This window comes from Streptomyces sp. NBC_00448, from assembly GCF_036014115.1.
Taxonomy (GTDB): Bacteria; Actinomycetota; Actinomycetes; order Streptomycetales; family Streptomycetaceae; genus Actinacidiphila.
The window spans coordinates 5490782-5515000 of the sequence record NZ_CP107913.1 but is presented as its reverse complement, the minus strand read 5'-3'; the positions used below and the strand labels follow the sequence as shown (position 1 = coordinate 5515000).

At 72.9% G+C, this 24219-nt stretch carries 13 protein-coding genes (1 of these 13 running past the window's edge); 4 read left to right on the top strand and 9 right to left on the bottom strand.

Annotated features, from left to right (window positions below):
* Nucleotides 1-657, top strand: partial view of an MFS transporter gene (locus OG370_RS23535; RefSeq protein ID WP_328474342.1) — the 3' portion only. 648 nt of this gene lie to the left of the window's left edge; only the last 657 of its 1305 coding nucleotides appear in the window; the start codon falls outside the window, past its left edge; it ends in the stop codon at nucleotides 655-657.
* Between the two features lie 126 nt (nucleotides 658-783).
* Here OG370_RS23535 and OG370_RS23530 read toward each other — a convergent pair whose 3' ends face one another.
* A complete protein-coding gene (locus OG370_RS23530) occupies nucleotides 784-2502 on the bottom strand; it encodes a SpoIIE family protein phosphatase (protein ID WP_328467423.1) in 1719 nt (572 codons plus the stop codon).
* Nucleotides 2503-2615: 113 nt separating this feature from the next.
* Entirely contained in the window at nucleotides 2616-3965 is a 1350-nt protein-coding gene (locus OG370_RS23525) for an NAD(P)/FAD-dependent oxidoreductase (RefSeq protein ID WP_328467421.1), read from the bottom strand.
* A 320-nt stretch (nucleotides 3966-4285) separates the two neighbouring features.
* Between OG370_RS23525 and OG370_RS23520 the strand changes: the two genes are divergently transcribed.
* Nucleotides 4286-5140 carry a TetR/AcrR family transcriptional regulator gene (locus OG370_RS23520; RefSeq protein ID WP_328467419.1) on the top strand — a complete coding sequence of 285 codons (855 nt, stop codon included), beginning with the start codon at nucleotides 4286-4288 and terminating at the stop codon, nucleotides 5138-5140.
* A 376-nt stretch (nucleotides 5141-5516) separates the two neighbouring features.
* A complete protein-coding gene (locus OG370_RS23515) occupies nucleotides 5517-7370 on the top strand; it encodes a sigma-70 family RNA polymerase sigma factor (protein WP_443060888.1) in 1854 nt (617 codons plus the stop codon).
* Nucleotides 7371-7394: 24 nt separating this feature from the next.
* Here the strand turns inward: OG370_RS23515 and OG370_RS23510 are convergent, their stop codons facing one another.
* From OG370_RS23510 to topA, 4 genes are all read right to left on the bottom strand, one after another.
* Nucleotides 7395-8123, bottom strand: a complete 729-nt coding sequence (locus tag OG370_RS23510; RefSeq protein ID WP_328467415.1) for a DsbA family oxidoreductase — start codon at nucleotides 8121-8123, stop codon at nucleotides 7395-7397.
* A gap of 84 nt (nucleotides 8124-8207) precedes the next feature.
* Nucleotides 8208-11612, bottom strand: coding sequence for an AfsR/SARP family transcriptional regulator (locus tag OG370_RS23505; protein ID WP_328467413.1), 3405 nt, complete (start codon nucleotides 11610-11612; stop codon nucleotides 8208-8210).
* A gap of 145 nt (nucleotides 11613-11757) precedes the next feature.
* Nucleotides 11758-15030, bottom strand: a complete 3273-nt coding sequence (gene tmk / locus OG370_RS23500; RefSeq protein WP_328467411.1) for a dTMP kinase — start codon at nucleotides 15028-15030, stop codon at nucleotides 11758-11760.
* A gap of 91 nt (nucleotides 15031-15121) precedes the next feature.
* Entirely contained in the window at nucleotides 15122-17959 is a 2838-nt protein-coding gene (gene topA / locus OG370_RS23495) for a type I DNA topoisomerase (RefSeq protein ID WP_328467409.1), read from the bottom strand.
* Nucleotides 17960-18573: 614 nt separating this feature from the next.
* On the opposite strand from topA, the gene OG370_RS23490 reads away from it, so the two are divergent.
* Complete coding sequence (locus OG370_RS23490) at nucleotides 18574-19005, top strand: DUF2752 domain-containing protein (protein WP_328467407.1); 432 nt, start codon at nucleotides 18574-18576, stop codon at nucleotides 19003-19005.
* 10 nt (nucleotides 19006-19015) lie between these two features.
* Here OG370_RS23490 and OG370_RS23485 read toward each other — a convergent pair whose 3' ends face one another.
* The 3 genes from OG370_RS23485 to OG370_RS23475 all read right to left on the bottom strand — a co-directional run bounded on the left by OG370_RS23485 (nucleotide 19016) and on the right by OG370_RS23475 (nucleotide 24021).
* Nucleotides 19016-20629, bottom strand: a complete 1614-nt coding sequence (locus OG370_RS23485) for a DUF7059 domain-containing protein (protein ID WP_328467405.1) — start codon at nucleotides 20627-20629, stop codon at nucleotides 19016-19018.
* 114 nt (nucleotides 20630-20743) lie between these two features.
* A complete protein-coding gene (locus tag OG370_RS23480) occupies nucleotides 20744-21328 on the bottom strand; it encodes a small secreted protein (protein ID WP_328467403.1) in 585 nt (194 codons plus the stop codon).
* Between the two features lie 212 nt (nucleotides 21329-21540).
* Nucleotides 21541-24021: a sodium-translocating pyrophosphatase gene (locus OG370_RS23475; RefSeq protein ID WP_328467401.1), complete on the bottom strand. Its 2481-nt coding sequence runs from the start codon at nucleotides 24019-24021 to the stop codon at nucleotides 21541-21543.
* Between the last annotated feature and the right edge of the window lie 198 nt (nucleotides 24022-24219).

Below are 24219 nucleotides of genomic sequence, written 5' to 3'. Positions count from 1 at the left end.
GCGATGGTGATGGTCTGCGTGCTCGGCTTCGTGATGTTCTTCGCGTGTTACGGACAGTTCGAGTCGGGACTGTCCGCGTTCGCGGTGGAGGTCACGCACATCTCCCCCGCCACCCTGGGGACTGCACTTGCAGCCAACACCGCGGTCGTGGTGCTGGCGCAGTTCGTGGTGCTGCGGGTGGTGGAGCGCCGGCGGCGCAGCCGGGTGATAGCCGCGGTCGGCCTGGTGTGGGCGGTGGCCTGGATGGCTGCCGGTGTATCCGGCCTGATGCATGGCAACCACACGCTGGCGGTCGCCGCCATCATCTCCACCTACGCGCTGTTCGGGCTGGGTGAGGCGATGCTGGCGCCCACCGTGAATCCGCTGGTGGCCGACCTGGCGCCGGACCGGATGGTGGGGCAGTACAACTCGGCGTTCGCGCTGGTGAAGCAGCTCGCCCTGGCGTTGGGCCCGGCGGTGGCGGGTGTCATCGCGGCGGCCGGGGCGTATGACGCGTACATCGTGATGCTGGTGGTGTGCTCGCTGGCGATATCGGTGACGGCGCTGCGGATGGCGCGGCATCTCTCGCCGGTGCAGGACAGTCCGCTGCCGGTGGTCCGGGTGGTGGCGCAGTCGGTGCGTCCGGAGCCGGTGGAGGCCGAGCGCATACCGGGCTGAGCCGCGGGTCGTACCGCGCGCACCGCGACCCGGTGCGCGGTGCCGCCCGTTCGGTGCCGGGTGGTGCGACCGCGGCCGGGCAGGCAGGTGCGGCGGCATTCGGCGGCCGCCCGCTCCAGCCGCCGGTCACATCGGCAGGGCGAACTCGCACCAGACGGCTTTGCCGCCGCCCGGGGTGCGGCGGGAGCCCCAGCCGGTGGCGATGGTCGCGATGATCGAGATGCCCCGGCCGGCTTCGTCGGCGGGGTCGGCACGGCGGCGGCGCGGAAGGTGCTCGTCGCCGTCGGTGACCTCGATGATCAGGCGCCGGTCGGTGCGTCGCAGCCGTAGCCGCATGGGCGGGATGCCGTGCTTGAGCGAGTTGGCGACGAGTTCGCTGGCCGCGAGGACACCGAGGTCGCGCAGTTCGGTGGGGAAGCGCCAGGAGGCGAGCACCCCGGTGGCGAAGGCGCGGGCGCGGGGCGCGGCCTCCACACCGCCGAGCAGGTCGAGTGAGGCGTTGCGGAAGAGTTCCGCGTCGGCGCCGGTGTGGTCGGGGTACTGCAGGACGAGCACAGCCACGTCGTCGTCGTGTTCCGAGGTGACGCCGAGGGAGCGCAGCAGCCGGTCGCAGATCACCTGGGGTGCGCCGGTGGCGCCGGCCAGGGCGCGGGTGAGGGCGGTGACGCCTTCGTCGATGTCCTGGTCGCGGCGCTCGATGAGGCCGTCGGTGTAGAGCACCGCGGTGCAGCCGGGGCCGAGCGGGACGGTGCCGGAGGTGTGAATCCAGCCCCCGGTGCCCAGGGGCGGTCCGGTGGGTTCCTCGACACAGTGCACGGTGCCGTCGGGGTCGCGGATGAGGATGGGGAGGTGGCCGGCGCTGGCGTAGTGCAGGCGGCCCTCGCTGGGGTCGTGGACGGCGTAGACGCAGGTGGCGATCTGGGTGGCGTCGATTTCGGCGGCGAGCTCGTCGAGGAGTTGGATCACCTCGTGGGGTGGCAGGTCGAGCCGGGCGTAGGCGCGTACGGCGGTGCGGAGCTGGCCCATCACGGCGGCGGCGCGCACTCCGCGGCCCATCACGTCGCCGATGACCAGGGCGGTGCGGCCGGCGCCGAGGGTGATGACGTCGTACCAGTCGCCGCCGACGGCGGCGTCCGTGCCGCCGGGCTGGTAGGTGGCGGCGACCCGGAGGTCGTCGGGTTGTTCGAGCTCCTGCGGCAGGAGGCTGCGCTGAAGGGTGACGGCGGTGTCGCGGAGGCGGCGTTCGCTCTCGCGGAGGCGTTCGGCGGACTGCACCTGGTCGGTGACGTCGGCGCCGAAGACGAGGACGCCGCGCTGCTCGGGGTCGGCGTGTCCGGGTTGGACCGGGGTGCAGGTGAAGGTGAAGTAGCCCTCGCGGGTGGGGGTGCCCGGGGCGGTGTGGGCGCCCTGCGCGACCTTGCGGGCCTTGACGGTGCGCGGTTTGCCGCTGCGGTGGACCTGGTCCATCAGCGGGAGCAGGCCGAGTTCGTCGAGTTCGGGCAGGGCGTCGCGGGCGGGGGTGCCGGTGGTGCGGGGGCCGAAGACGTCGGTGTAGGCGTCGTTGACGAAGCGCACCTGGTGGGCGGGGCCGCGGGTGAAGGCGATGAGGGCCGGGAGCCGGCTGAGCACCCCGCGGACGGACTGTTCACTCGCGGGGGTGGTGTCGGCGGGTGGTCGGCCGTCGCTGTCGGATGCGCGGTCGCCGGGGGTGGTGGCGTCGCCACCGGGGGTGCCGGCTGCGCCGGTGGTGCCGGGAGTGGGGTCGCCGGCCTTGCCGCGCGCTGCTGGTACGGCACTGCGTCGCTGTGTTCCGGGGAGCCGGGCGCTCCAGCGCGTAAGGTTCAAACGTCCGATTCCTCGTTATTGTCACTCTTTGCCAGTGCTGCTGCACGCGTGGTCACAGCCCCAGTGTGGCCGAACCGCGGCGCGGGCGGGAATCGCGGAGCGGCCGGGCGGGGTCAGGGTGCGTCGGGTTTGCGCTCGGAACCGGCCGCCAGTTCGAACTCGGCGCGCGGGTGTTCCAGCGAGCCGAGCGAGACGACCTCCCGTTTGAAGAGGCCGGCCAGTACCCATTCGGCGAGGATGCGGGCCTTGCGGTTGAAGGTGGGCATCCGGCTGAGGTGGTAGATCCGGTGGATCAGCCAGGCGGGATAGCCCTTGAAGGCGCGGCCGTGCACGACCGCGACGCCTTCGTGCAGGCCGAGCGATGCCACCGAGCCGGCCGAGACGTGCCGGTAGTCGGTGAGCGGGAGGCCGCGCAGTTCGGCGATGAGGTTGTCGGCGAGAACGCGGGCTTGGCGCACGGCGTGTTGGGCGTTCGGGGGGCAGTCGGTGCCGGGCTGCTCGGCGCTCAGGTCGGGCACGGCGGCCGCGTCTCCGGCCGCCCACACCCGCTCGGCGCCCTCCACCCGCAAGGCGGCGTCCGCGCGCAGCCGGCCGCGTGCGGTCAGCGGCAGCCCGGTGGCGGCGAGCAGCGGCGCCGGTTTGACGCCCGTGGTCCACACCAGGGTCCGGGTCGGCAGCCGGTCGCCGTCGGAGAGCACCGCGATCCGGTGCTCGCAGGAGTCGAGCCGGGTCTCCAGCCGGATGTCGACGTTGCGGCCGCGCAGCTCGCGCAGCGCGTAGCGGCCCATGGCCTCGCCGACCTCGGACAGGATGCGGTCGGACGCCTCGACCAGCACCCACTTCAGGTCGTCGGCGGTGATGTTGTGGTAGTACCGCACGGCATAGCGGGCCATGTTCTCCAGTTCGGCGAGGGCCTCCACGCCCGCGTAGCCGCCGCCGACGAAGACGAAGGTCAGCGCGGCCTCGCGCACCTCGGCGTCGCGGGTGGAGGAGGCGATGTCGAGTTGCTCCAGCACGTGGTTGCGCAGCCCGATGGCCTCCTCGACGGTCTTGAACCCGATGCCGTGTTCGGCAAGGCCCGGCACCGGCAGGGTGCGGGAGACCGAGCCGGGGGCGATGACCAGATGGTCGTACTGGATCTCCAGCGCATTGCCGCCCTCCTCCACGGTGACCAGCGTGTCGACGGTGGCGGTGCGCTTGTCGGGGTCGATGCCGCGCGCCTCGCCGACGACGATCCGGCACTTGTCGAGCACCCGGCGCAGCGGCACCACCACATGCCGCGGTGAGATCGAGCCGGCCGCCGCCTCGGGCAGAAAGGGCTGGTAGGTCATGTACGGCTGCGGTTCGACGACCACGATGTCGGCCTCATGGCGCTTCAGCTTGCGCTGGAGCCGCAGGGCGGCATACATCCCGACATAGCCACCGCCGATGACGAGAATGCGCGGTGTGCTTGTCCTGGCCATGACTGCCGACTCCGTCGTCATTGCTCCATGACGCAATGGATCAGAGTCGTTTGTCCACAGTACGGACACGACGATTCCGGGGAATCGGCAAGGAGCCAGCTCAGCGGGGGCGAAACGAACCGGTTTGGCGGCGGTAACGGATGACACCCGTTCCGGGCGGCGCATGCCGCCATCTGGCGGACCGCAAGCAGCCCCCCTTCTTTCTGGCCGCGCCCTCAACTATGTTCGTATCTCGTAGTACCGCGCCACTGGCGCGGCGATCTTCACAATGGGTGAGGAGTCTCCGGGGGGAGACATTGATTCACCGGGGGATGGGACAAATGCACATTCAGGACTCTCAACGCACTTCGGCTGCCGGTTCGGACCATCGCGGAGGCGTTGCGCGCCCAGCGCCGCTCCGCGTCGATGCCCAGCGCAACCTCGAGCACGTACTCCGCGCCGCACGTGAAGTGTTCGGCGAACTGGGATACGGCGCACCCATGGAGGACGTGGCCCGGCGGGCCCGGGTCGGCGTCGGCACGGTCTACCGCCGTTTTCCCAGCAAGGACGTCCTGGTCAGACGGATCGCGAAGGAGGAGACCGCGCGCCTGACCGAGCAGGCCCGCACCGCGCTCGGGCAGGAGGACGAGGCGTGGTCCGCGCTCGCCCGCTTCCTGCGCACCTCGGCCGCGTCGGGCGCCGGGCGGCTGCTGCCGCCGCAGGTCCTGCGGGTGGAAGGCGGAGCGGGCGGCAAGGACTACCGCCCCGGCGGTGACGAGCCGGTCCGGGTGCCGTCGCAGCGCACCCCGATAGCGGTGGCCACGGCCGGACCGTCCGACCAGGGCGTCCCGGTCGGCGCCGACCACACCGGCGTCCACACCGGTCTGCACGGTGGTCGCGCCCGCACCGAACCGCGGGCGGACGACGACGGCATCGGCACCCTGCTCGACGTCGTCGGGCAGCTCGTCGAACGAGCAAGGCAGGCAGGCGAGTTGCGCACCGACGTGTCGGTGGCCGACGTACTGCTGGTCATCGCCACCTCACCGCCCGCGCTGCCCGACGCCCACCAGCAGGAAGCCGCTTCGGCACGGTTGCTGGACATCCTGCTGGAAGGACTGCGCCCGCGGTCCGGCGGCCCCCTCGCGGACCACGTCACGGAGCTCAACCACCACTCCGGCAGCGACCCGATCGAGTGACAGTGGAGGATGTGTGAACGGTGTGACCACGGATGAGTGGTTCCACCGGAAGACATGACACCGCGCTCCGGTCCTGTGTCACGCTTGCCCCGTGGATGAGGCTAACGGCGAGTCCGGCTCCGCACCCGCGGACCCGGTGACCGGCGACGCGGCATCGCCGCGCAGGGTGCCGGGACAGCGCGACCCGTTCGCACGACCCGAGCCCGCCGCCGCGGAGTCCGCTGCCCCGGAGTCCGCTCCGGCTCCGGCGACGATCCCGGCGACGATCCCGGCCCCTGCCGCCGCGCCCGCAACAGGCCCTGCGGCAGGGCCCGTCGGTCCGGCCGACACCCAACTGCCGGCCGACGCCGACCTGCACGCGGCGGCACACCCCGGTATGGAGTCCGGCGCCGACTCCGCTGCGGACACCGGTCCCGGCGCCGACCCGGGCACCGGCCGCACGGACGCCGGCCTCGACGACACCCAGCCGACCGGGACCGTACCGGCGCAGCCGACCGGGCCCGGCGCCCTGTCGGCCCCATCCGGCCACTCGGACGCCGAGTTGGTCGACCAGGTCAGGGCCGGGAAGGACAGCGCGTACGAAGAGCTCTACCGCCGGCACGCCGAGTCCGTACGCCGCTACGCCCGTTCGTGCTGCCGCGACGCCCACACCGCCGAGGACCTCACCGGCGAGGTCTTCGCCCGCACTCTCCAGGCCATCCGCGGCGGCAGCGGACCCGAATCCGCCGTACGCGCCTACCTGTTGACCACGGTGCGCCGGGTCGCCGCCACCTGGGGCAGTACCGCTCGCCGGGAGCAACTGGTCGAGGACTTCGCGGTGTTCGCGGTCACCGCGGCCGGCTCCACCGTCACCGACCGCAGCGCCGACCTCGGCGCCGACGTGCGCGCCATGCACGAGGCCGAACGCTCCCTGGCCATCCGGGCGTTCCGCACCCTGCCCGAGCGCTGGCAGACCGTGCTGTGGCACACCGCGGTGGAGGACGAGTCGCCCAGCGAGGTCGCACCGCTGCTCGGCCTCAGCCCCAACGCGGCGGCGGTGCTCGCCCATCGCGCCCGGGAGGGGCTGCGCCAGGCATATCTGCAGGCCCACGTCAGCAGCACGCTCACCACCGAGGGCGAGTGCGCCCGCTACGCCGACCGGCTCGGCGCGCACGCCCGCGGCGGCCTGCGGATGCGCGCGGACCGGGAGTTGAACCGCCACCTCAAGGAGTGCGCGCGCTGCACCGCCGCGTCGGCCGAACTCGCCGACCTCAACTCCGCGCTCAAGGGGCTGCTGCCGGTCGCGTACATCGGCTGGTTCGCCGCGGCCTACGCCGCCAAGACCGCCGGGATCGTGGTGGCGGGCGGAGCGGCCGCCACCGCGGCGGCGGGAGGCGCGGCGGCCGCGGCCACCGGTTCCGGAGGCACGGCGGGAGGCGCCGCGGCGGGCGAGGGACTGGGGGCGCCCGCGAAGGCGGGGATCGCCGCGGCCGTGGTGGTCGCCGCCGCCGGGGTCGCCTTCGCCTTCGCGCTCACCGGCGGCCACGAGAAGGCCCCGGCGAAGCCGCAGGCCAAGCCGCCGGTCACCGTACCGGTCACGGCCGCGCCACCGCCGAGCCCGGCGCCCAAGCCGACCCCGAAGCCCGTGGTGCCGCCGCCACCGGCCCCGTCGGCGGCACCCGTGGCGACCACACCGCCGCCCAAGCCCACGCCGCCGCCCAAACCCACGCCGAAGCCGACGCCGCCGCCGGCCAAACCCACCCCCAAGCCGACGCCGACACCGACCCCACCGCCGCCGGCCCCGACCGCGTACAAGGTCAACTCACTGCCGGTCCAGGGCCTCGGCGCGAACTCCGACGAGCCGGCGATCGTCCCCCAGGGCCTGGGAAACTGGTGGTGGGACCGGACCAGTCCCAGCATCGGCGGCACGACCTACGACCACGGCATCACCGTGCACGCGCCCTCCACGGTGAACGTCGCCCTCAACCGCGCCTGCGTCTCCTACGACGCCCGCGCGGGCATCGACGACCTGGTCAGCCCGCTGCTGCGCACGTCGGTCACCTTCGCGGTGTACGCCGACGGGAGCCGGCTGTGGTCCTCCGATCCCGTCCACCCGGGCGACCCCGCCGTGCCGGTGCACGTCGACCTCACCGGCCGCAAGACGCTGCAACTCGTCGTCACGCCGACCTCGGGCGGCCTGTCCTTCGGCAACCTGGCGGACTGGGCCGACTCGGTGATCACCTGCCAGTGACGCCCAGCGGCCCACCGCCAGACGTCACTTGACCGCGCAGACCCCGTCGACGCACCCGTCACCGTCGGAGCTGTCGGAGTCTTCGGTGCCGTGGGAGCCTTCGGCGGCCGGCTGGTCCGCGGCCGTCTCCTGCGCCACCTGCTCCAGCGCGCGCAGGAACGTGGAGGTCTCCTGGCCGCCCTGGACCGCCCACTGCCCCTCGAACACGAAGGTCGGCACGGCGGTGATACCGACCGCGCGGGCCTGCGCGATGTCGGCGACGACCTCGTCCGTGAGAGCGTCGCTCGCGAGGAAGGCGGTCACCGCCGCGCGGTCGAGACCGGCGGCGACGGCGGCGTCCGCGAGCCGGTCGGGGTCACCGATGTCCAGGCCCTCGGCGAAGTGCCCGGCCATCAGGTTTCCCTTGAGCCGGTTCTGGGCGGGGGCGCCGTACTCGTCGAGGGCGAAGCGCAGCAGCCGGTGCGCGAGCAGCGAGTTGTTCTCCAGCACGGAGTCGAAGTCGAACGTGAGGCCCTCGGCAGCACCGAGCTGGGTCAGCCGGTCGTCCATGGCGAGGGCCTGGGGACCGTATTTCGCGGCCAGCACCTCGCGGTGCGGACGGGGCTCGTGCGGGGCGTCCGGGTCGAGCTGGAACGGCCGATAGACCACCTCGACCGTGTTGCCCTGCGGAAATGCCGCCAGCGCCCGTTCGAAGCGGGACTTGCCCACGTAGCACCACGGACAGGCGATGTCCGAATAGATCTCGACCTTCACGGCACTCACTCCCAGAACCCGTCAACGAAAATCCGATTGAAACATCAATAACTCTTCAACGGAAAACCGCCCGACCCCGCCCGGCTATTCCCGGCCCTCTTCCGGTTCCGCCGCCCGCTCACGCGCCGGTGCGGCCGGTTCGGCCGTCCTCTCACCCGCCGGTCCGGCCAGTTCCGCCAGTTCCGCCACCGCCTCCGGCCGGCTCAGCCCCGCCCCGCACGCGCGCTGCCGGGCCGACTCCTCCGCGGTGAGTACGGCCGCCACCCGCGCCCGTACCTCGTCGTCCTGCGCTTGCTCGGGCACCGTCCGGGGCAGGCCGCCGCGGACCGTGTCCGCGGCGCCCGACATCCGCACCGCCGAGCGCGCGTCGCCCAGTTCTGCCAGGATCTGCGCGGCCGTGTCGAACTGGGCGCCGACCACCGCCTCGGTGCAGCCCACCTCGGTCGCCAGCCGTACCGCCTCGGCCGCTTCGTACAGCGCGGCCCGCGGGTCGCCCTCGGCGGCGGTGAGCCGGGCGGACAGGCCGCGCAGCAGCACGTGGAACATCGGCGGCGGAGTGCCGTCGGCGATCCGCCCCACCGCCGTCTCGTACAGCTCCCTGGCCTCGCGCACGGCGCCCTGGCACAGCAGGATCAGCGACCGCAGGTAGCGCACGTAGGTGCGGGCGTCCATCACCGCGTACCGCTCGGCCTCCTCCTCGGCCTCGTCCAGGAGCACACGGGCGTCCTCGTCGTCGCCGCAGCGGTGCGCCAGCTCGGCCATCCGTCCGAGCAGGAACGAGCCCTCGCTGAAGGCGCCCAGCTCGCGGCCGAGCCGGTATGCCGCGTCGAAACCGGCCCGGGCCGCGGTGTAGTCACCGCGGAGCGTCTCGATCTCGGCCCGGGCGCTGTGCACCTGGGCCCTGATCCAGCGGTCGCCCAACCGCCCGTTGAGAACGCTCAGTTCCTCCCAGTCCTGGTCGGCCCGCTCCGCGCCGCCGGGAGAGTCGACGGTCACGTGCAGCCGGAACATCAGCGCGGCGGCCAGCTCCCATTCGCCGCCGTGGGAACGGCAGTTCGCGACCACCCGGTCGGTCTCGGCGAGCACCAGCAGGCCGCCGTCGGACACGTAGAGCGTGAACGGCCAGAGCATGCCAGGGAAGCGCGCGGCGGGCCGGCCGGCGCCCCGGTACGCGGTGGAGAGCCGGCTCACCATCGCCTTCACCGCCGACGACGCCCACTGGTCCTCGGTGGCGCGGTCGCCCTGGACGAACAGCAGCAGCAACTGCACGTCGAGGCGCGGCCAGTACATCGGGTCGTCCGCGTCGTCCAGGTGGTCGACGCCGAGCGCGGCCACCCGCGTGAGCCAACCGACCGCCTCGTCACGGTAGTTGCGCAGCCACCAGAACCAGCCCATCGCCCGCGCGATCGCCACCGCGTCGGCCTCCGAACGGTGCTCCAGCGCGCGGTGCAACGCGGCCCTGACGTTGTCCAGTTCGGTCTCCAGCACCTCGAACCAGAGCAGTTGGTCGCCGCCGCGCAGCCGCGGATCGACGGTCGCGGCCAGCTCGCGGAAGTACGCGGTGTGCCGCTCGCCGGCCGCGGCCAGCTCGGCGGGATGCTCGCGGGCCCGCTCCAGGGCGTACTCGTGGATCGTCTCCAGTAGTCGGTAGCGGGTGCCGGCGGCGCGATGGTGCTCGGCCACCACCAGGGACTTGTCGACGAGTTGGGCCACCGTGTCCAGCGCGTCCGGGCCGCACACCGCCTCGGCCGCGGCGAGCGTGCAGCCGCCGGCGAAGACGCTCAGCGAGCGCAGCGTCGTACGCTCCCGCTCGTCCAGCAGGTCCCAACTCCAGTCCACCACCGCGCGCAGGGTCTGCTGGCGCGGCAGGAGGGTACGGCTGCCGCCGGTCAGCAGCCGGAACCGGTCGTCCAGCCGGTCGGCGATCTGCCGGGGGGACAGCGCGCGCAGCCGGGCCGCGGCGAGTTCGATCGCCAGGGGCAGGCCGTCCAGCCTGCGGCAGATCTCCTGGACCGCCGCGACATCGGTGCCGGTGGTGTCCTTGGCATCGGCGTGGGGGCGCCCGGACGGGTCCTCGGCCAGATCCTCGGGCGGGTTCGGGTACGGCGCCGCGTGCGGGCGGGCGGTCCTGGCGCGCTCGGCGAACAGCCGGAACGCGGTCCGCGGCGGCAGCGGCTCCACCGGGCGGACCAACTCCCCCGGCACGCCGAGCGGTTCGCGGCTGGTGGCGAGGACGGTCAGGTCCGGGCAGCGGGCGAGCAGTTCCGCGGCCAGGTACGCGGCGGCCTCGATCAGGTGCTCGCAGTTGTCCAGCACCAGCAGCAGCCGGCGGCCGGTGCAGTACTCGACCAGCCGCTCGATCGGGTTCTCGGTGTGCGGCTCACCGCTCAGCGCGTCGCGGGCCGGGCCGAGGACGAAGGTGTCGCGGCGGCCGAGCGCGCTCAGCACGGCGTGCGGGATGGCGTGCGGATCGTCCAGCGGGGCGAGTTCGGCCAGCCACGCGCCGTCCGGGTAGCCGTCCTGCGCGGCCTCGGCCGCCTCCTGGGCCAGCCGGGTCTTCCCGGAGCCGCCGGGCCCGGTGAGGGTCACCAGCCGGGCGGCCCGTATGTCGGCCCGGATCGCGGCGAGGTCCGTCTCCCGGCCGACGAAACTCGTCAGCCGGGCCCGCAGGTTGCCGCGCTGCGGACGACCCGGCCGGGCGGCGGCGGTCCCGTGCGCACCGGCTGCGGTCCCGTGCGGGTCGGCGGTCCCGACCCGCCCGGCCGGCTCCGGCGACTCCAGCAGTTCCGCGTGCAGCGCCCGCAGCTCCGGTCCCGGGTCGGCCCCGAGCGTGTCGGCGAGTACGGTCCTGGCCTCCTCGTACGCCATCAGGGCGTCGGCGCTGCTGCCGGTCGCCCGCAGCGCGCGGATGAGCTGCGCGTGGAACGGCTCGTCCAGCGGGTGCGCGGCCACCGCCTCCCGCAGCGCGGGCAGTACGGCGGCGGTCTGCCCGCGGGCCAGTTCCGCCTCGAACTTCGAGCGGAGCGCGGCCAGCCGCAGCGCGTCCGTGCGGGCCGCCGCCGCGTCGCGGTCCGGCAGGTCCGACAGCGCCGGGCCGCGCCACAGGCCGAGTGCCCGGTCCAGGGTGCGGGCCGCGCTGTCCGGGCGGCCGCCTCGCAGGTCCGCCTCACCCGCGCGCAGCAGTGCCTCGAACGCGAACAGGTCGACGCTCTCGCGCGGTGTGTTCAGCCGGTATCCGCCCGGCTCCGATGCCACCGCGTCCCGGCCGAGGGCTTTGCGCAGGCGCGCGACCAGGGCCTGGAGGGCGCCCGCGGCGTCGGCGGGAGGGTCTTGGGTCCACACCTCGGCGATCAGCGACTCGGGCGGGACCGGGCGGTTCGCGTGCGCGGCGAGGACGGTCAGGACCGTGCGGACCTTCGCGCCGCCCAGGGGCAGCACGGTGCCGTCCTCCGACCTGGCCTCGGTCACCCCGAGCACGAAGTAGCGCACGCCGTCCATTGTCCCTGCCTGCGGCCGGGCGAGGGGTCCGCTGTCCTCTGCCGCCCTCGAAACCCGGGCTCGCTCGGCGCGAGCGGTTCCGAGGGCAAGCGGTCCCGAAGGTCCGGGGGTTCCGAGGGGTCAGCGGTCCCGTGGGTCAGCCGCGCGGGGGGTCTTCCCGGTCGTGGGGGCCGAGGAGCTCGTCCGCGAGGGTGGGAAGGTCGTCGAGAGGGGTCTCCTCCGCCCACTCGGGACGGGGGCGGCGCGCGGCCTGGGCGGCGGGGAGCTCATGGGTGCGCTCGTCGCCGGTGGGCTGGTCGGGGCGGAAGAGCCACGGCGGCACGCGGTCGGTGGGGTCGTCGGAGCGAGCGGTGCCGGGCGTGGGGGGAGGCAGCTCGGTGGTCTCGTCATTGCTGCCCGAGGTCTCCGGCGCCGGCGCCGACTGCGGCGTGGGCGTATGCGCGGGCTCAGGCTCGGGCGTGATCGGGGTCATGACCGTCGTCGTCTCCGAGGAAGGCGACGCGGGCGGCGCGACGGCAGGCAGCACCGCGGTCCGATCGGAGTCCGAGACGTCGTCGGGCCCCGCGTGGGGCTCGTCCCGCAGCGCGGGCAGCACCGTGGTCTCGTCGGCGTCGGACGGAGCACCGGACGTCGAGTCGGGTCCCGCGTCGGACCCAGACCCAGACCCAGACCCAGACCCAGAGCCCGACCCGGAGCCGGAATCAGAGCTGGAGCCGGACGGGGAGTCCGTGCCGGACCCGGAACCGGAGTCGGAGTCGGAATCCGCCGGGGGGGCGTCCGACACCGCGGGCAGCACCGCGGTCTCCTCCGAATCGGACGCGGCAGCGGCAGCGGCTCGCGCCGCCTCCGCGCGCAACAGCGCCTCCTCGGCCTTGCGCTGCTTCTCCTGCCGCTTCTCGGCCGCTTCGGCGCGCAGCCGCGCCTGCTCCTCCGCGAGCCGCCGCAGCCGCTCCTGCTCGGCCGCACGTGCCGCCTCCTCGGCGGCGATCCGCGCGTCCTCCTCGGCCTGCCGCCGGGCGGCCTCCTCGGCGGCGAGCCGGGCCGCCTCGGCCTCCTGCGCGGCCTTGCGCTCGGCGATCTCGCGGCGCGCGGCCTCCTCCGCGGCGAGCCGACGCTCCTCCTCCTCGCGGCGCAGCCGTTCGAGCTGCTCCTGGCGCTCGCGGGCCTGCCGCTCCTCCTCGGCCTTGCGGGCGGCCTCCTCGGCGGCGAGCCGGGCCGCTTCCTCGGCCGCCTTGCGCTCGGCCTCGGCACGGGCCTCGATCTCCTGGGCGGAGAGCGGCAGCATGCGGTCGAGCCGGTGCCGTACGTCGGTGGTGATCGCCTCGGGCTCCTGGGCCGCGTCGACCACCAGGTAGCGCGCGGGGTCGGCGGCGGCGAGCGTCAGGAATCCCGAGCGCACCCGCTGGTGGAACTCGGCCGGCTCGGACTCCAGCCGGTCCGGTGCCTCGGTGAAGCGCTCCCGGGCGGTCTCCGGCGGGACGTCGAGGAGCACCGTGAGGTGCGGGACGAGCCCGTCGGTGGCCCAGCGCGAGATCCGGGCGATCTCGGTGGGCGCGAGGTCGCGTCCGGCGCCCTGGTAGGCGACGGAGGAGTCGATGTAGCGGTCGGAGATGACGACGGCGCCGCGGTCGAGAGCGGGCTTCACCACGGTGTCGACGTGCTCCGCACGGTCCGCGGCATAGAGCAGGGCCTCGGCGCGGTGCGAGACCCCGGCGGAGGAGACGTCCAGGAGTATGGAGCGCAGCCGCTTGCCGACGGCGGTGGCGCCGGGCTCGCGGGTGACCACGACCTCGTGGCCCTTGGCCCTGATCCACTCGGCGAGCGCTTCGACCTGGGTGGACTTGCCGGCGCCGTCGCCGCCCTCGATCGCGATGAAGAAGCCGGTGGCGGCGGGTCCGGTGGCCGGTTCCGCACCGCGCAGTGCCTCGCGCAGGTCGCGGCGCAGCGGCACCCCGGTACGGTCGTCGGTCTTGCCGAGGACCAGCGCGGCGACCGGCAGCAGCAGCGCGCCGACCAGGATCAGGGTGTATGCGGCACCGCTGTGGTCGAAGGTGAAGTGGCCGTTCTGGATGCGGTGCGGGCCGATCGCGGCGGCCACCAGCGGCCCGCCGATCGCGGCCACGGCGAGCACGGCGCGCACGACCGCGTGCAGGTGCTCGACGCTCCGCACCCGGCGCGACTCCTCGGCCTCCTGCTCGATCAGGGTGTGCCCGGCGTTCGCGGTGACGCCCGCGGCGGTGCCGGCCAGCAGCGACAGCAGCAGCACCGTGGCCTGGTCGGGGACGATGCCGGTCAGCAGCAGCGCGACGCCGGTGAAGCCGGTGCCCACGGCCAGCAGGCGGCGGCGGGAGAGAGCGGGCAGGGTGTGCGGGGCGATCCGGATGCCGATCACGGTGCCGGCGGTCAGCGTCAGGACCAGCAGGCCGAAGCCGGTCGGGCCGAAGCCGAGGGCGAGCGCGTGCAGGACGGCGACCGAAACGGCGACGCCGATCGCGCCGGCCACCGCGGCGGTGGCGAGCACCAGCAGCGGCAGCGCGCCGGTCCGGCCCCGCTCGGCACCCGCCGGGCCCTTCGGCAGCCGCAGGCCCTGGAGCGGGGAGTGCGGCTTCGCGGCGCCGCCGGCGGGCAGCTCCAGCAGGTACAGCACGGCCATCGAGGACGAGAAGAGCCCGGCGGCCACGTACGACGACAGCGCGACCTGGTGCAGGTGGAACCAGTCGACGCCCACCGCGATGAGCGTGTTGACGAGGGTGACGACGACCAGGGAGGCGGCGGCCAGCGGCAGTGCGACGAAGCTCGTGCGCAGGTCGAGGCGGTGCAGCGTGGCGAGGTGGTCGGGCGCGGGCCGGACCGACGTGTCGCCCGCCGGGGGCAGCAGCCCCGGGGCGGCGCCGTCCTTCGCGACCGTCCACAGCCGCTCGGCGAGTCCGGCGACGAACGCGGTGGCCAGCAGCCACAGGTGCGCCGAGTGCGGGACCCACGTGACCCACAGCGGGGCGACGATGAACAGCGCGAGCCGTACGCCGTCCGCGCCGATCATCGTCCAGCGCCGGTCCAGCGGGCCGCTCTCCGCGGTGAGCCCGGTCAGCGGTCCGAGCAGCACCGCGCCGAAGAGGAGGGTGGCCACCAGGCGGGCGGCGAACACCGCGGCGACGGCGTACGCGACACCCCGGTAGCCGCCGCCGAAGGAGTGCGCGGTGACGGTCGCCTGCACGGTGAGCACGAGCAGCACCAGCAGGCCGAGGCGGTCGGCGACCGCACCGGTCAGTTGCGCGCTCCACAGCTTGCGCAGCGTGGGAATCTTCAGCAACGCGCCCACGGCACGCTCACGGGAGTCGGCCGAGAGGTCGGTCGCGAACGCCTCGGTGACGTCCGTCGCGGGCTGCGCTGGCTGCTCGGATCGCGTCATTCTGACAGCCTATCCGTCCCACCCGAACCAAACGTGTCCGCCCGAACAAACGGACAGTGCCGCTCGCCACGTCAACGGGTCCGCGCCGCCCTCACTCCTTGGCGGAGCTCGCCTTCTTCGCCGCGGTCTTCTTCGTGGCCGCGGCCTTCTTGGCGGGCGCCTTCTTCGCCGCCGTGGCCGAACCGGTCTTCTTCGCGGCCGTCTTCTTGGCGGGGGCCTTCTTCGCCGGTGCCTTCTTCGCGGCCGTCTTCTTCTTCACCGGGCTCTTCGCCCGCTTCTCCGCGAGGAGTTCGTAGCCGCGCTCGGGGGTGATCGTCTCGACGTCGTCGTCGCGGCGCAGCGTCGCGTTGGTCTCGCCGTCGGTGACGTAGGGACCGAAGCGGCCGTCCTTGACCACGACCGGGCGCTCGCTGACGGGGTCGGTGCCCAGTTCCTTCAGCGGGGGCTTGGCGGCGGCGCGGCCGCGCACCTTGGGCTGCGCGTAGATCGCCAGCGCCTGTTCGAGGGTGATGCTGAAGAGCTGGTCCTCGCTCTCCAGGGAGCGCGAGTCGGTGCCCTTCTTCAGGTAGGGGCCGTAGCGCCCGTTCTGCGCGGTGATCTCGACACCCTCGGCGTCGGTGCCGACCACCCGGGGCAGGGACATCAGCTTGAGGGCGTCGGCGAGCGTGACGGTGTCCAGGGTCATGGACTTGAAGAGGGAGGCGGTGCGCGGCTTCACCGCGTTCTTGCCGGTCTTCGGGGTGTCCTCGGGCAGCACCTCGGTGACGTACGGCCCGTAGCGGCCGTCCTTGGCGACGATCGGGCGGCCGGTCTCGGGGTCGTCGCCGAGCGCGAACTCGCCGCTGGGCTTGGCGAACAGCTCCTCGGCCAGCTCGATGGTCATCTCGTCCGGCGGCAGGTCCTCGGGGATGTCGGCGCGCTGGTGGTTCTCCTCGCCGCGCTCGCCCTTCTCGACGTACGGCCCGTAGCGGCCGACCCGCAGCATGATGCCCTCGCCGACCGGGAACGAGGAGATCTCGCGGGCGTCGATCGCGCCCAGGTCCTCCACGAGTTCCTTGAGGCCGCCGAGGTGATCGCCGTCGCCGCCGTTGGCGGAGGCGGCCGGGGCCGCGTCGCCGTCGCCCTCCGCGCCGAAGTAGAACCGGCGCAGCCACGGCACCGCCTGCGCCTCACCGCGGGCGATCCGGTCGAGGTCGTCCTCCATGGAGGCGGTGAAGTCGTAGTCCACCAGCCAGCCGAAGTGCTTCTCCAGCAGGTTGACCACGGCGAAGGAGAGGAAGGACGGGACGAGCGCGGTGCCCTTCTTGAAGACGTAGCCGCGGTCCAGGATGGTGCCGAGGATCGTGGCGTAGGTCGACGGGCGGCCGATCTCCTTCTCCTCCAGCTCCTTGACCAGGCTCGCCTCGGTGTAGCGGGCGGGCGGCTTGGTGGAGTGGCCGTCGGCGGTGATCTCGTCGGCGGTCAGCGGGTCGCCCTCGGTGACCTGCGGCAGCCGGCGCTCGCGGTCGTCGAGCTCCGCGTTGGGGTCGTCGGCGCCCTCGACGTAGGCCTTGAGGAAGCCGTGGAAGGTGATGATCTTGCCGGAGGCGGAGAACTCGGCGTCCCGGCCGTCGGAGGCGGCGCCGCCGACCTTGACGGTGACGGACTGGCCGACCGCGTCCTTCATCTGGGAGGCGACCGTGCGCATCCAGATCAGTTCGTAGAGCCGGAACTGGTCGCCGGTCAGGCCGGTCTCGGCGGGGGTACGGAAGCGGTCGCCGGAGGGGCGGATCGCCTCGTGCGCCTCCTGGGCGTTCTTCACCTTGCCCGCGTAGACCCGCGGCTTGTCCGGCAGGTAGTCGGAGCCGTAGAGCTGGGCGACCTGCGCGCGGGCGGCGCCCACCGCGGTCTCCGACAGCGTGGTGGAGTCCGTACGCATGTAGGTGATGAAGCCGTTCTCGTACAGCTTCTGGGCGACCTGCATGGTGGCCTTCGCGCCGAAGCCGAGCTTGCGCGACGCCTCCTGCTGGAGGGTGGTGGTGCGGAACGGCGCGTACGGCGAGCGGCGGTACGGCTTGGACTCGACGCTGCGCACCGAGAACTGCGAGTCGGCGAGCGCGGCGGCCAGCGCCCGGGCGTTCTCCTCGTCGAGGTGCAGCACCGCGGCGCTCTGCTTGAGCTCGCCGGTGGAGGCGTCGAAGTCGCGGCCCTGGGCGACCCGGCGGCCGTCGACCGCGACGAGCCTGGCGTTGAGCGTGGCGGGGTCGGAGGCGTCACCGGCCCGGCCGGTGTTGAAGACGCCGGTCAGGTCCCAGTACGCGGAGGTGCGGAAGGCGATCCGCTCGCGCTCGCGCTCGACCACCAGGCGGGTCGCCACGGACTGGACCCGGCCCGCCGACAGCCGCGGCATGACCTTCTTCCACAGCACCGGGGAGACCTCGTAGCCGTAGAGCCGGTCGAGGATACGGCGGGTCTCCTGGGCGTCCACCAAGCGCTGGTTCAGCTCGCGCGGATTCCGCACGGCCTCCTGGATGGCGTCCTTGGTGATCTCGTGGAACACCATCCGGTGCACCGGCACCTTGGGCTTGAGGATTTCCTGCAAATGCCAGGCGATGGCCTCGCCCTCGCGGTCCTCGTCAGTGGCCAGGAATAGTTCGTCGGAGTCCTTGAGGAGATCCTTGAGCTTCTTGACCTGTGCCTTCTTGTCGGCGTTCACGACATAGATGGGCTGGAAATCGCTGTCCACATTGACGCCCAGCCGTGCCCACGGCTGGCCCTTGTACTCCGCCGGCACTTCGGCGGCCCCGTTGGGGAGGTCGCGGATGTGCCCGACGCTGGCCTCGACGACGTATCCAGGGCCGAGATAGCCCTTGATCGTCTTCGCCTTGGCAGGCGACTCGACGATGACGAGTCGGCGGCCGCCCTGTGCGGTCTCGCGGGTCGGGGACAACTTCGCTCTTCTCTCCGGTTCGAAGGGGTGTCGCTGCGGAGTGTGACCGTACCTCCTGGGCCCGTGTCAAACGGGAAAAGTCCGCAACGCCACTCGAACGGTAACCCGATGTACGTTCTATCCACACCGGCGGGGTCCTCCAGCAGGCTACGTCCACGGGCTTGATCCTGCCCGAAATCGCGCTTTCCGACCCCCGCGGCTCAATGCCGCTCCACTGCCGACTCTACGTCCGCTCCGGCGGACGGTCACACGGGTGGTACGGCGGCGGCGGGGTCCGCGGGCCGGGCGGGCCGGGCCCGCGGCGGCGGTCGGCGCGATGCGCCCGAGGCTTGTCCGCGGCTCGTCCGCGGCCGGTCCACAAGCCGGTTCACGGGCTGGCTCACGGGCCGGTTCGCATCAATGTTCGTATCAACGGCAGTACGGGACGCGGCGCGCCGGGTGCTGCAAAAATGACCGCGGGCAGGCGGACGACCGATCCGCACGACGACCGATCCGCACGACGGCGGGAACGCAGGGGCAGGGGGACGCGTCATGTCCGACCGGAATCTGTCCGCCGGCGAGTCGTACGGGGACAACCCGTACGAGAGCCGGCCGGAACGCGGGGACCTGTCCCCGTGAGCTACCCCACCACCGCACCGCACCGCTCCGAGCCGCCCCGCTCAGGGCCGCGGCGCCCGCACCCGGCGGTCGTGCCGCTGGCCACCCTCGCCGCGGGGGTGGCCGCGTCCGCCTACCTCTACCGCACCGACCCGCACCAAAGCGGGCACTTCCTGCCGCGCTGCCCCTTCAACTGGCTCACCGGACTGCTCTGTCCCGCCTGCGGTACCACCCGCCTCGCGTACGACCTCCTGCACGGCGACCCCGTACGGGCCTTCCACGACAACGCCCTGGTCCTGGTGCTGTCCCCCGCGCTGGTCTGGATGTTCGGCCGCTGGGTGGTCGAGGGCCTGCGCGGCCGGCGCTGGCAGCCGATCCTCCGCCCCCGGTCCCAATACGCCCTGCTGGTCGTGGCCGTGGTGTGGACGCTGTTCCGCAACCTGAACTGAGCTGTTCCGGCTACTCCGGGACCGGGGCGAGGAAGCCCTGCTCGACCAGGAGGCGGATCGACGCGGGGGTGCGGTCGCGCAGCACCACCGGGTCCTCGTTGAGGAGCTGGGCGATGGCGTCGATGATGCGGCCGGCCGGCAGCGAGCCGTCGCAGACCCCGGCGAACCCGGCTCCGACGGTGTCGACCTTCGTGGCCCGCCGCATGCCCCGCGCGGAGCGCAGCACCACGTGCTCGGGGTCCTCCGCCCCGGGCAGCCCGACCTGCTCCTGCACCACGTCGGGCGCGAGGGTGAAGCGGGCCGCGAGCAGCGCCGCGTCGTCGTGCCCGCGCAGGAAGTCCTGCCGGCCGAACCAGTCCGCGATGTACGGCCCGAGCGGCTGCTCCACCGGATGCGGCCACTCCTCCGCGGTGACCGAGGGCTGCTCGGCACCTGACCTGCGCAGCGTGATCCAGCCGAAGCCGACGCCGTTGACCTTGCGCCGCTCGAAGTCGTCCAGCCAGGCGTCGTAGCGCCGCGCGTACGCGGTCGGGTCGGCGTGGTGGTCGCCGCCGTCGCGCAGCCACAACTCGGCGTACTGCGCCACGTCCTGCACCTCGCGCTGCACGATCCACGCGTCGCATCCGGCGGGCAGCCAGGACGTGACGCGTTCGCGCCAGTCCTGGCCCTCGGTGTGCTGCCAGTTGGCGAGGAGCTGGCAGTAGCCGCCCTCGGTGAGGTGGTCGGCGGACTGCTGGACCAGTTCGCGGCACAGGTCGTCCCCCGCCATGCCGCCGTCGCGGTAGGTGAACCGCCCGGCCGGCGAGATCACGAACGGCGGGTTCGACACGATCAGGTCGTACCGCGCGTCCCCGACCGGCTCGAAGAGGCCGCCCTGCCGCAGTTCCGGCTCCGGCACGCCGGACAGCGCGAGGGTGAGCCGGGCGAAGTGCAGGGCGCGCGGGTTGACGTCGGTGGCGGTCACCTGGGTGGCGTGCCGGGACGCGTGCAGCGCCTGCACGCCCGAGCCCGTACCGAGGTCGAGCGCGCTGCCGACCGGCTCGCGTACCGTCAGCCCGGCGAGCGTGGTGGACGCGCCGCCGACGCCCAGCACCAGGTCGGCCCGGTCCACGCCGGGTGCGCTGCCGACGCCGGCCGCGCCGCCGACCGCGCAGCCGAGGTCGGAGACGATCCACCAGTCGGCGCCGGCGTCCCCGGCGTAGGGGCGTACGTCGACGGTGGCGCGGATGTCGTCGCCGTCGCGGAGCAGCCAGCCGGTGGCCTCGTAACGGTCCAGGCCCGTGGTGCCGGTGCCCGTGTCGGTGCCGCCCAGGGCTGCGCGGGCGCGGGTGAGCGGGACCGCCTGCTGGAGCAGGAAGAGCCGGACCAGGGTCTCCAGGGGGCTGCCGCCGCGGGTGGCGCGCAGCGCGGGGACGGTCTCGGCGCGGGACAAGGCCGTGTACGCGACGGCCCCGAGCAGCTCCAGGCAGCCGTCGGCGGTGAAGTCGGCGGCGAGCAGGTCGGCGCGGAGGGCGGGCGCGGCGCCGGGATCGGGCAGTGGTCGGCCGGAGCCGCCCGGGTGGTGCGGGGAGTGCGGACCGCCGGTCGGCTGGGTCGGTTTGCTCGGATCGCTCACGCCGCTCATTGTCCCGGAATCCGGGGAGGGGTGCCGTACCGCGGTCCGGTGCGGTCCGGGTGGGCCGTCCGGTGACCACACCGTCCGGCGATGTCGCGGTCCGGTGACGACGGCGCCGTTCGGTTACGACGCCGTCGGGCTCGCGCTCGTCGAACCGCCGGAGACGCCCTGGCAGCCGGGCTGCTGGGCGAGGGCCTTGCCCATGTCGCCCTGGCGGAGGGTGTCGAGCGACTTCTGGCCGTTGGCGGCGGTCTGCTGGAGCGAGGTGGAGACGTCGCCGAGGCCGGCCGCGAACTTCGCCTGGTCGCTGGTGTCCAGGCCGTCGACCTGCTTCTTCAGCGCGGCGTACTGCGCGGACTGCTGGTTGAACACGCTCACCGCGTTCTGCTGGAACTTCGCGCCGTCGTCACCCGGCGCGGCCCCCGCCTTGCCGAAGATTCCGGCCAGCGACTTGTACGCGTCGGAGATCGACTGGAAGGCGGCGGAGTCGGCGCTCTTCACGTCCTGCGGCTTGCCGCCGCTGTCCACCTTGCCGAACGACGTGTTCGCGGTGTTGATCTTGTTGAGCTGGACCTGGGCCTGGTCACAGACGCCCTTCGCCCAGTCGTCCTGCTTCTTGCCGGTGTCGTCCCCGCCGCACGCGGACACCGCGAGCAGTACGGCCGCGCCGCCGGACAGCGCGGCCAGGAACTTCTTCTTCACCTTCACCGGGTGATCCCTTCCGTGGCCTTACGGCCCCGGAACATACACGGCCGAGCGGTACCGCTTCCGCAGACCTGACCTCCGTTGACCCCTTTTATCTGATATTCAAGCCATTCGTCGCATGTGCTGAACCGCAGGTGGGCGGCGGATGCGCGGGCCTCGTACGGTTCTGCCCGCGCCTCCGCCGCCCACCTGGCGGTGTGACAATTCACACGGCGTCAGGCCGCCGCGGCGGTCCCGTCGTCGCTGCCGCTGTCACGGTCGCTTCCGATGCCGCTTCCCCTTCCCGTTCCGCTTCCACCGTCACTACCGCTTCCGCTTCCGCCGCCGCTGCCACCGTCCGCGCTGTCGTCGCCGACCGCGATGCCGCGCCGCTTGGACACGTACACCGCGATCACGATGACCGCGACGGCCGCGATCGCGACCGGCACCCGTACCGCGAGGTTGGCGTCCACGCCGTAGCTGAACTTCACCACGGCGGGCGCGATCAGCAGCGCCACCAGGTTCATCACCTTCAGCAGCGGGTTGATCGCCGGGCCCGCGGTGTCCTTGAACGGGTCGCCGACGGTGTCGCCGATCACCGTGGCGGCGTGGGCCGCGCTGCCCTTGCCGCCGTGGTGGCCGTCCTCCACCAGCTTCTTGGCGTTGTCCCACGCGCCGCCGGAGTTGGCGAGGAAGACCGCCATCAACGTGCCCGCTCCGATCGCGCCCGCCAGGTAGGAGGCGAGCGAGCCGATGCCGAGCGAGAAGCCGACCGCGATCGGGGCGAGGACAGCGAGCAGGCCCGGGGTGGCCAGCTCGCGCAGCGCGTCCTTGGTGCAGATGTCCACCACCCGGCCGTACTCGGGCAGTTCGTCGCCGCTCATGATCCCGGGGTGCTCGCGGAACTGCCGGCGCACCTCGAAGACCACGGAACCGGCCGACCGGGACACCGCGTTGATCGCCAGACCGGAGAAGAGGAACACCACGGCCGCGCCGAGCAGCAGCCCGACCAGGTTGTTCGGCTGCGAGATGTCCAGGCTCAGCCAGCGCCCGTCGGAGACGGGCGGGTGCGCCTTGCCCACGGCGGTGTCGACCGCCTCCTTGAACGACCCGAACAGCGCGGTCGCGGCCAGCACCGCGGTGGCGATGGCGATGCCCTTGGTGATCGCCTTGGTGGTGTTGCCGACCGCGTCGAGGTCGGTGAGCACCTGGGCGCCCTCGCCGTGCACGTCGCCGGACATCTCGGCGATGCCCTGCGCGTTGTCCGAGACCGGACCGAAGGTGTCCATGGCGACGATCACGCCGACCGTGGTCAGCAGCCCGGTGCCGGCCAGCGCCACCGCGAACAGCGCCAGCCACACCGAGGTGCCGCCGAGCAGGAACGCGCCGTAGACGGCGAGCGCGATCAGCACCGCCGAGTACACCGCGGACTCCAGACCGAGCGAGATGCCGGAGAGGATCACCGTGGCCGGGCCGGTCAGCGAGGTCTTGCCGACATCGCTGACCGGGCGCCGGGAGGTCTCGGTGAAGTACCCGGTGAGCTGCTGGATCAGCGCGGCCAGCACGATGCCGATGGCCACCGCGACCAGGGCGAGCACCCGCGGGTCGCCGCCGTGGCCGGTGATGTCGGAGCCGACTCCCTTGAGGTCGGCGTAGGAGGAGGGCAGGTAGGCGTAGCTGGCGATCGCCACACCGGCCAGCGAGATCACCGCGGAGACGAAGAAGCCGCGGGTGATGGCGGTCATGCCGCTGCGGTCGCCGCGGCGCGGGGAGACCGCGAAGATGCCGACCATGGCGGTGAGGACGCCGATCGCCGGTATGAGCAGCGGGAACGCCAGCCCGGAGTCGCCGAAGGCGACCTTCCCGAGGATGAGGGCGGCTACCAGGGTGACGGCGTAGGACTCGAACAGGTCCGCGGCCATGCCGGCGCAGTCCCCGACGTTGTCGCCCACGTTGTCCGCGATGGTGGCGGCGTTGCGCGGGTCGTCCTCGGGGATGCCCTGCTCGACCTTGCCGACCAGGTCCGCGCCGACGTCGGCGGCCTTGGTGAAGATGCCGCCGCCGACCCTCATGAACATCGCCAGCAGCGCCGCGCCGAAGCCGAAGCCCTCCAGCACCTTGGGCGCGTCGGCCTTGTAGATCAGCACCACCGCGCACGCGCCGAGCAGGCCGAGGCCCACGGTGCACATGCCGACCACGCCGCCGGTCCTGAACGCGATCCGCATCGCCCGGTGCGAGACGGAGGTCAGGTCCGCGGGCGGCTCACCCGGCGCGGGGGTCGCCGACCTGGCCGCGGCGGCGACCCGGACGTTGCTGCGGACCGCGAGCCACATTCCGATATAGCCGGTGATCGCGGAGAACACCGCACCGACCAGGAAGAAGATCGACCTGCCGATTCGCTGCGACAAATTGTCGGCGGGCAGCAGCATGAGCAGGAAGAACGCCACCACGGCGAAGATCCCCAACGTGCGGAACTGCCGTGCGAGATAGGCGTTTGCGCCTTCCTGCACGGCAGCGGCGATCTTTTTCATGGCGTCGGACCCCTCGTCCGACCTGAGCACTTGGCGCACCAGCACCCAGGCGAGCGCGAGGGCGGCGAGCGCGACGACCGCGATGATCCAGACCAGGGTACGGTTCCCGCTGGTCAGCACCGGAGCTGCGGCCAGCGCGTGAGGAGAGTTGAGCGACCCCGGGTAAGGGGTGAGTGGCCCCGCCATTCGTCCTCCTTGACGTTTGGCGCATGGGCGTGCGGCTCCTACGGCTGATCAAGCCGCAACGCTCAGGCGAGCTGAGCAAGATGGACGGATTGTAGGGAGCAGCAGAAGATCAAAAAAGGGTGCTCGCAGGGAATTCCCACGGTAAAGGAGGCAGCACCATTCCGCGCGGCGCGAAAAAGGCCGATCGCGGACTCGTCT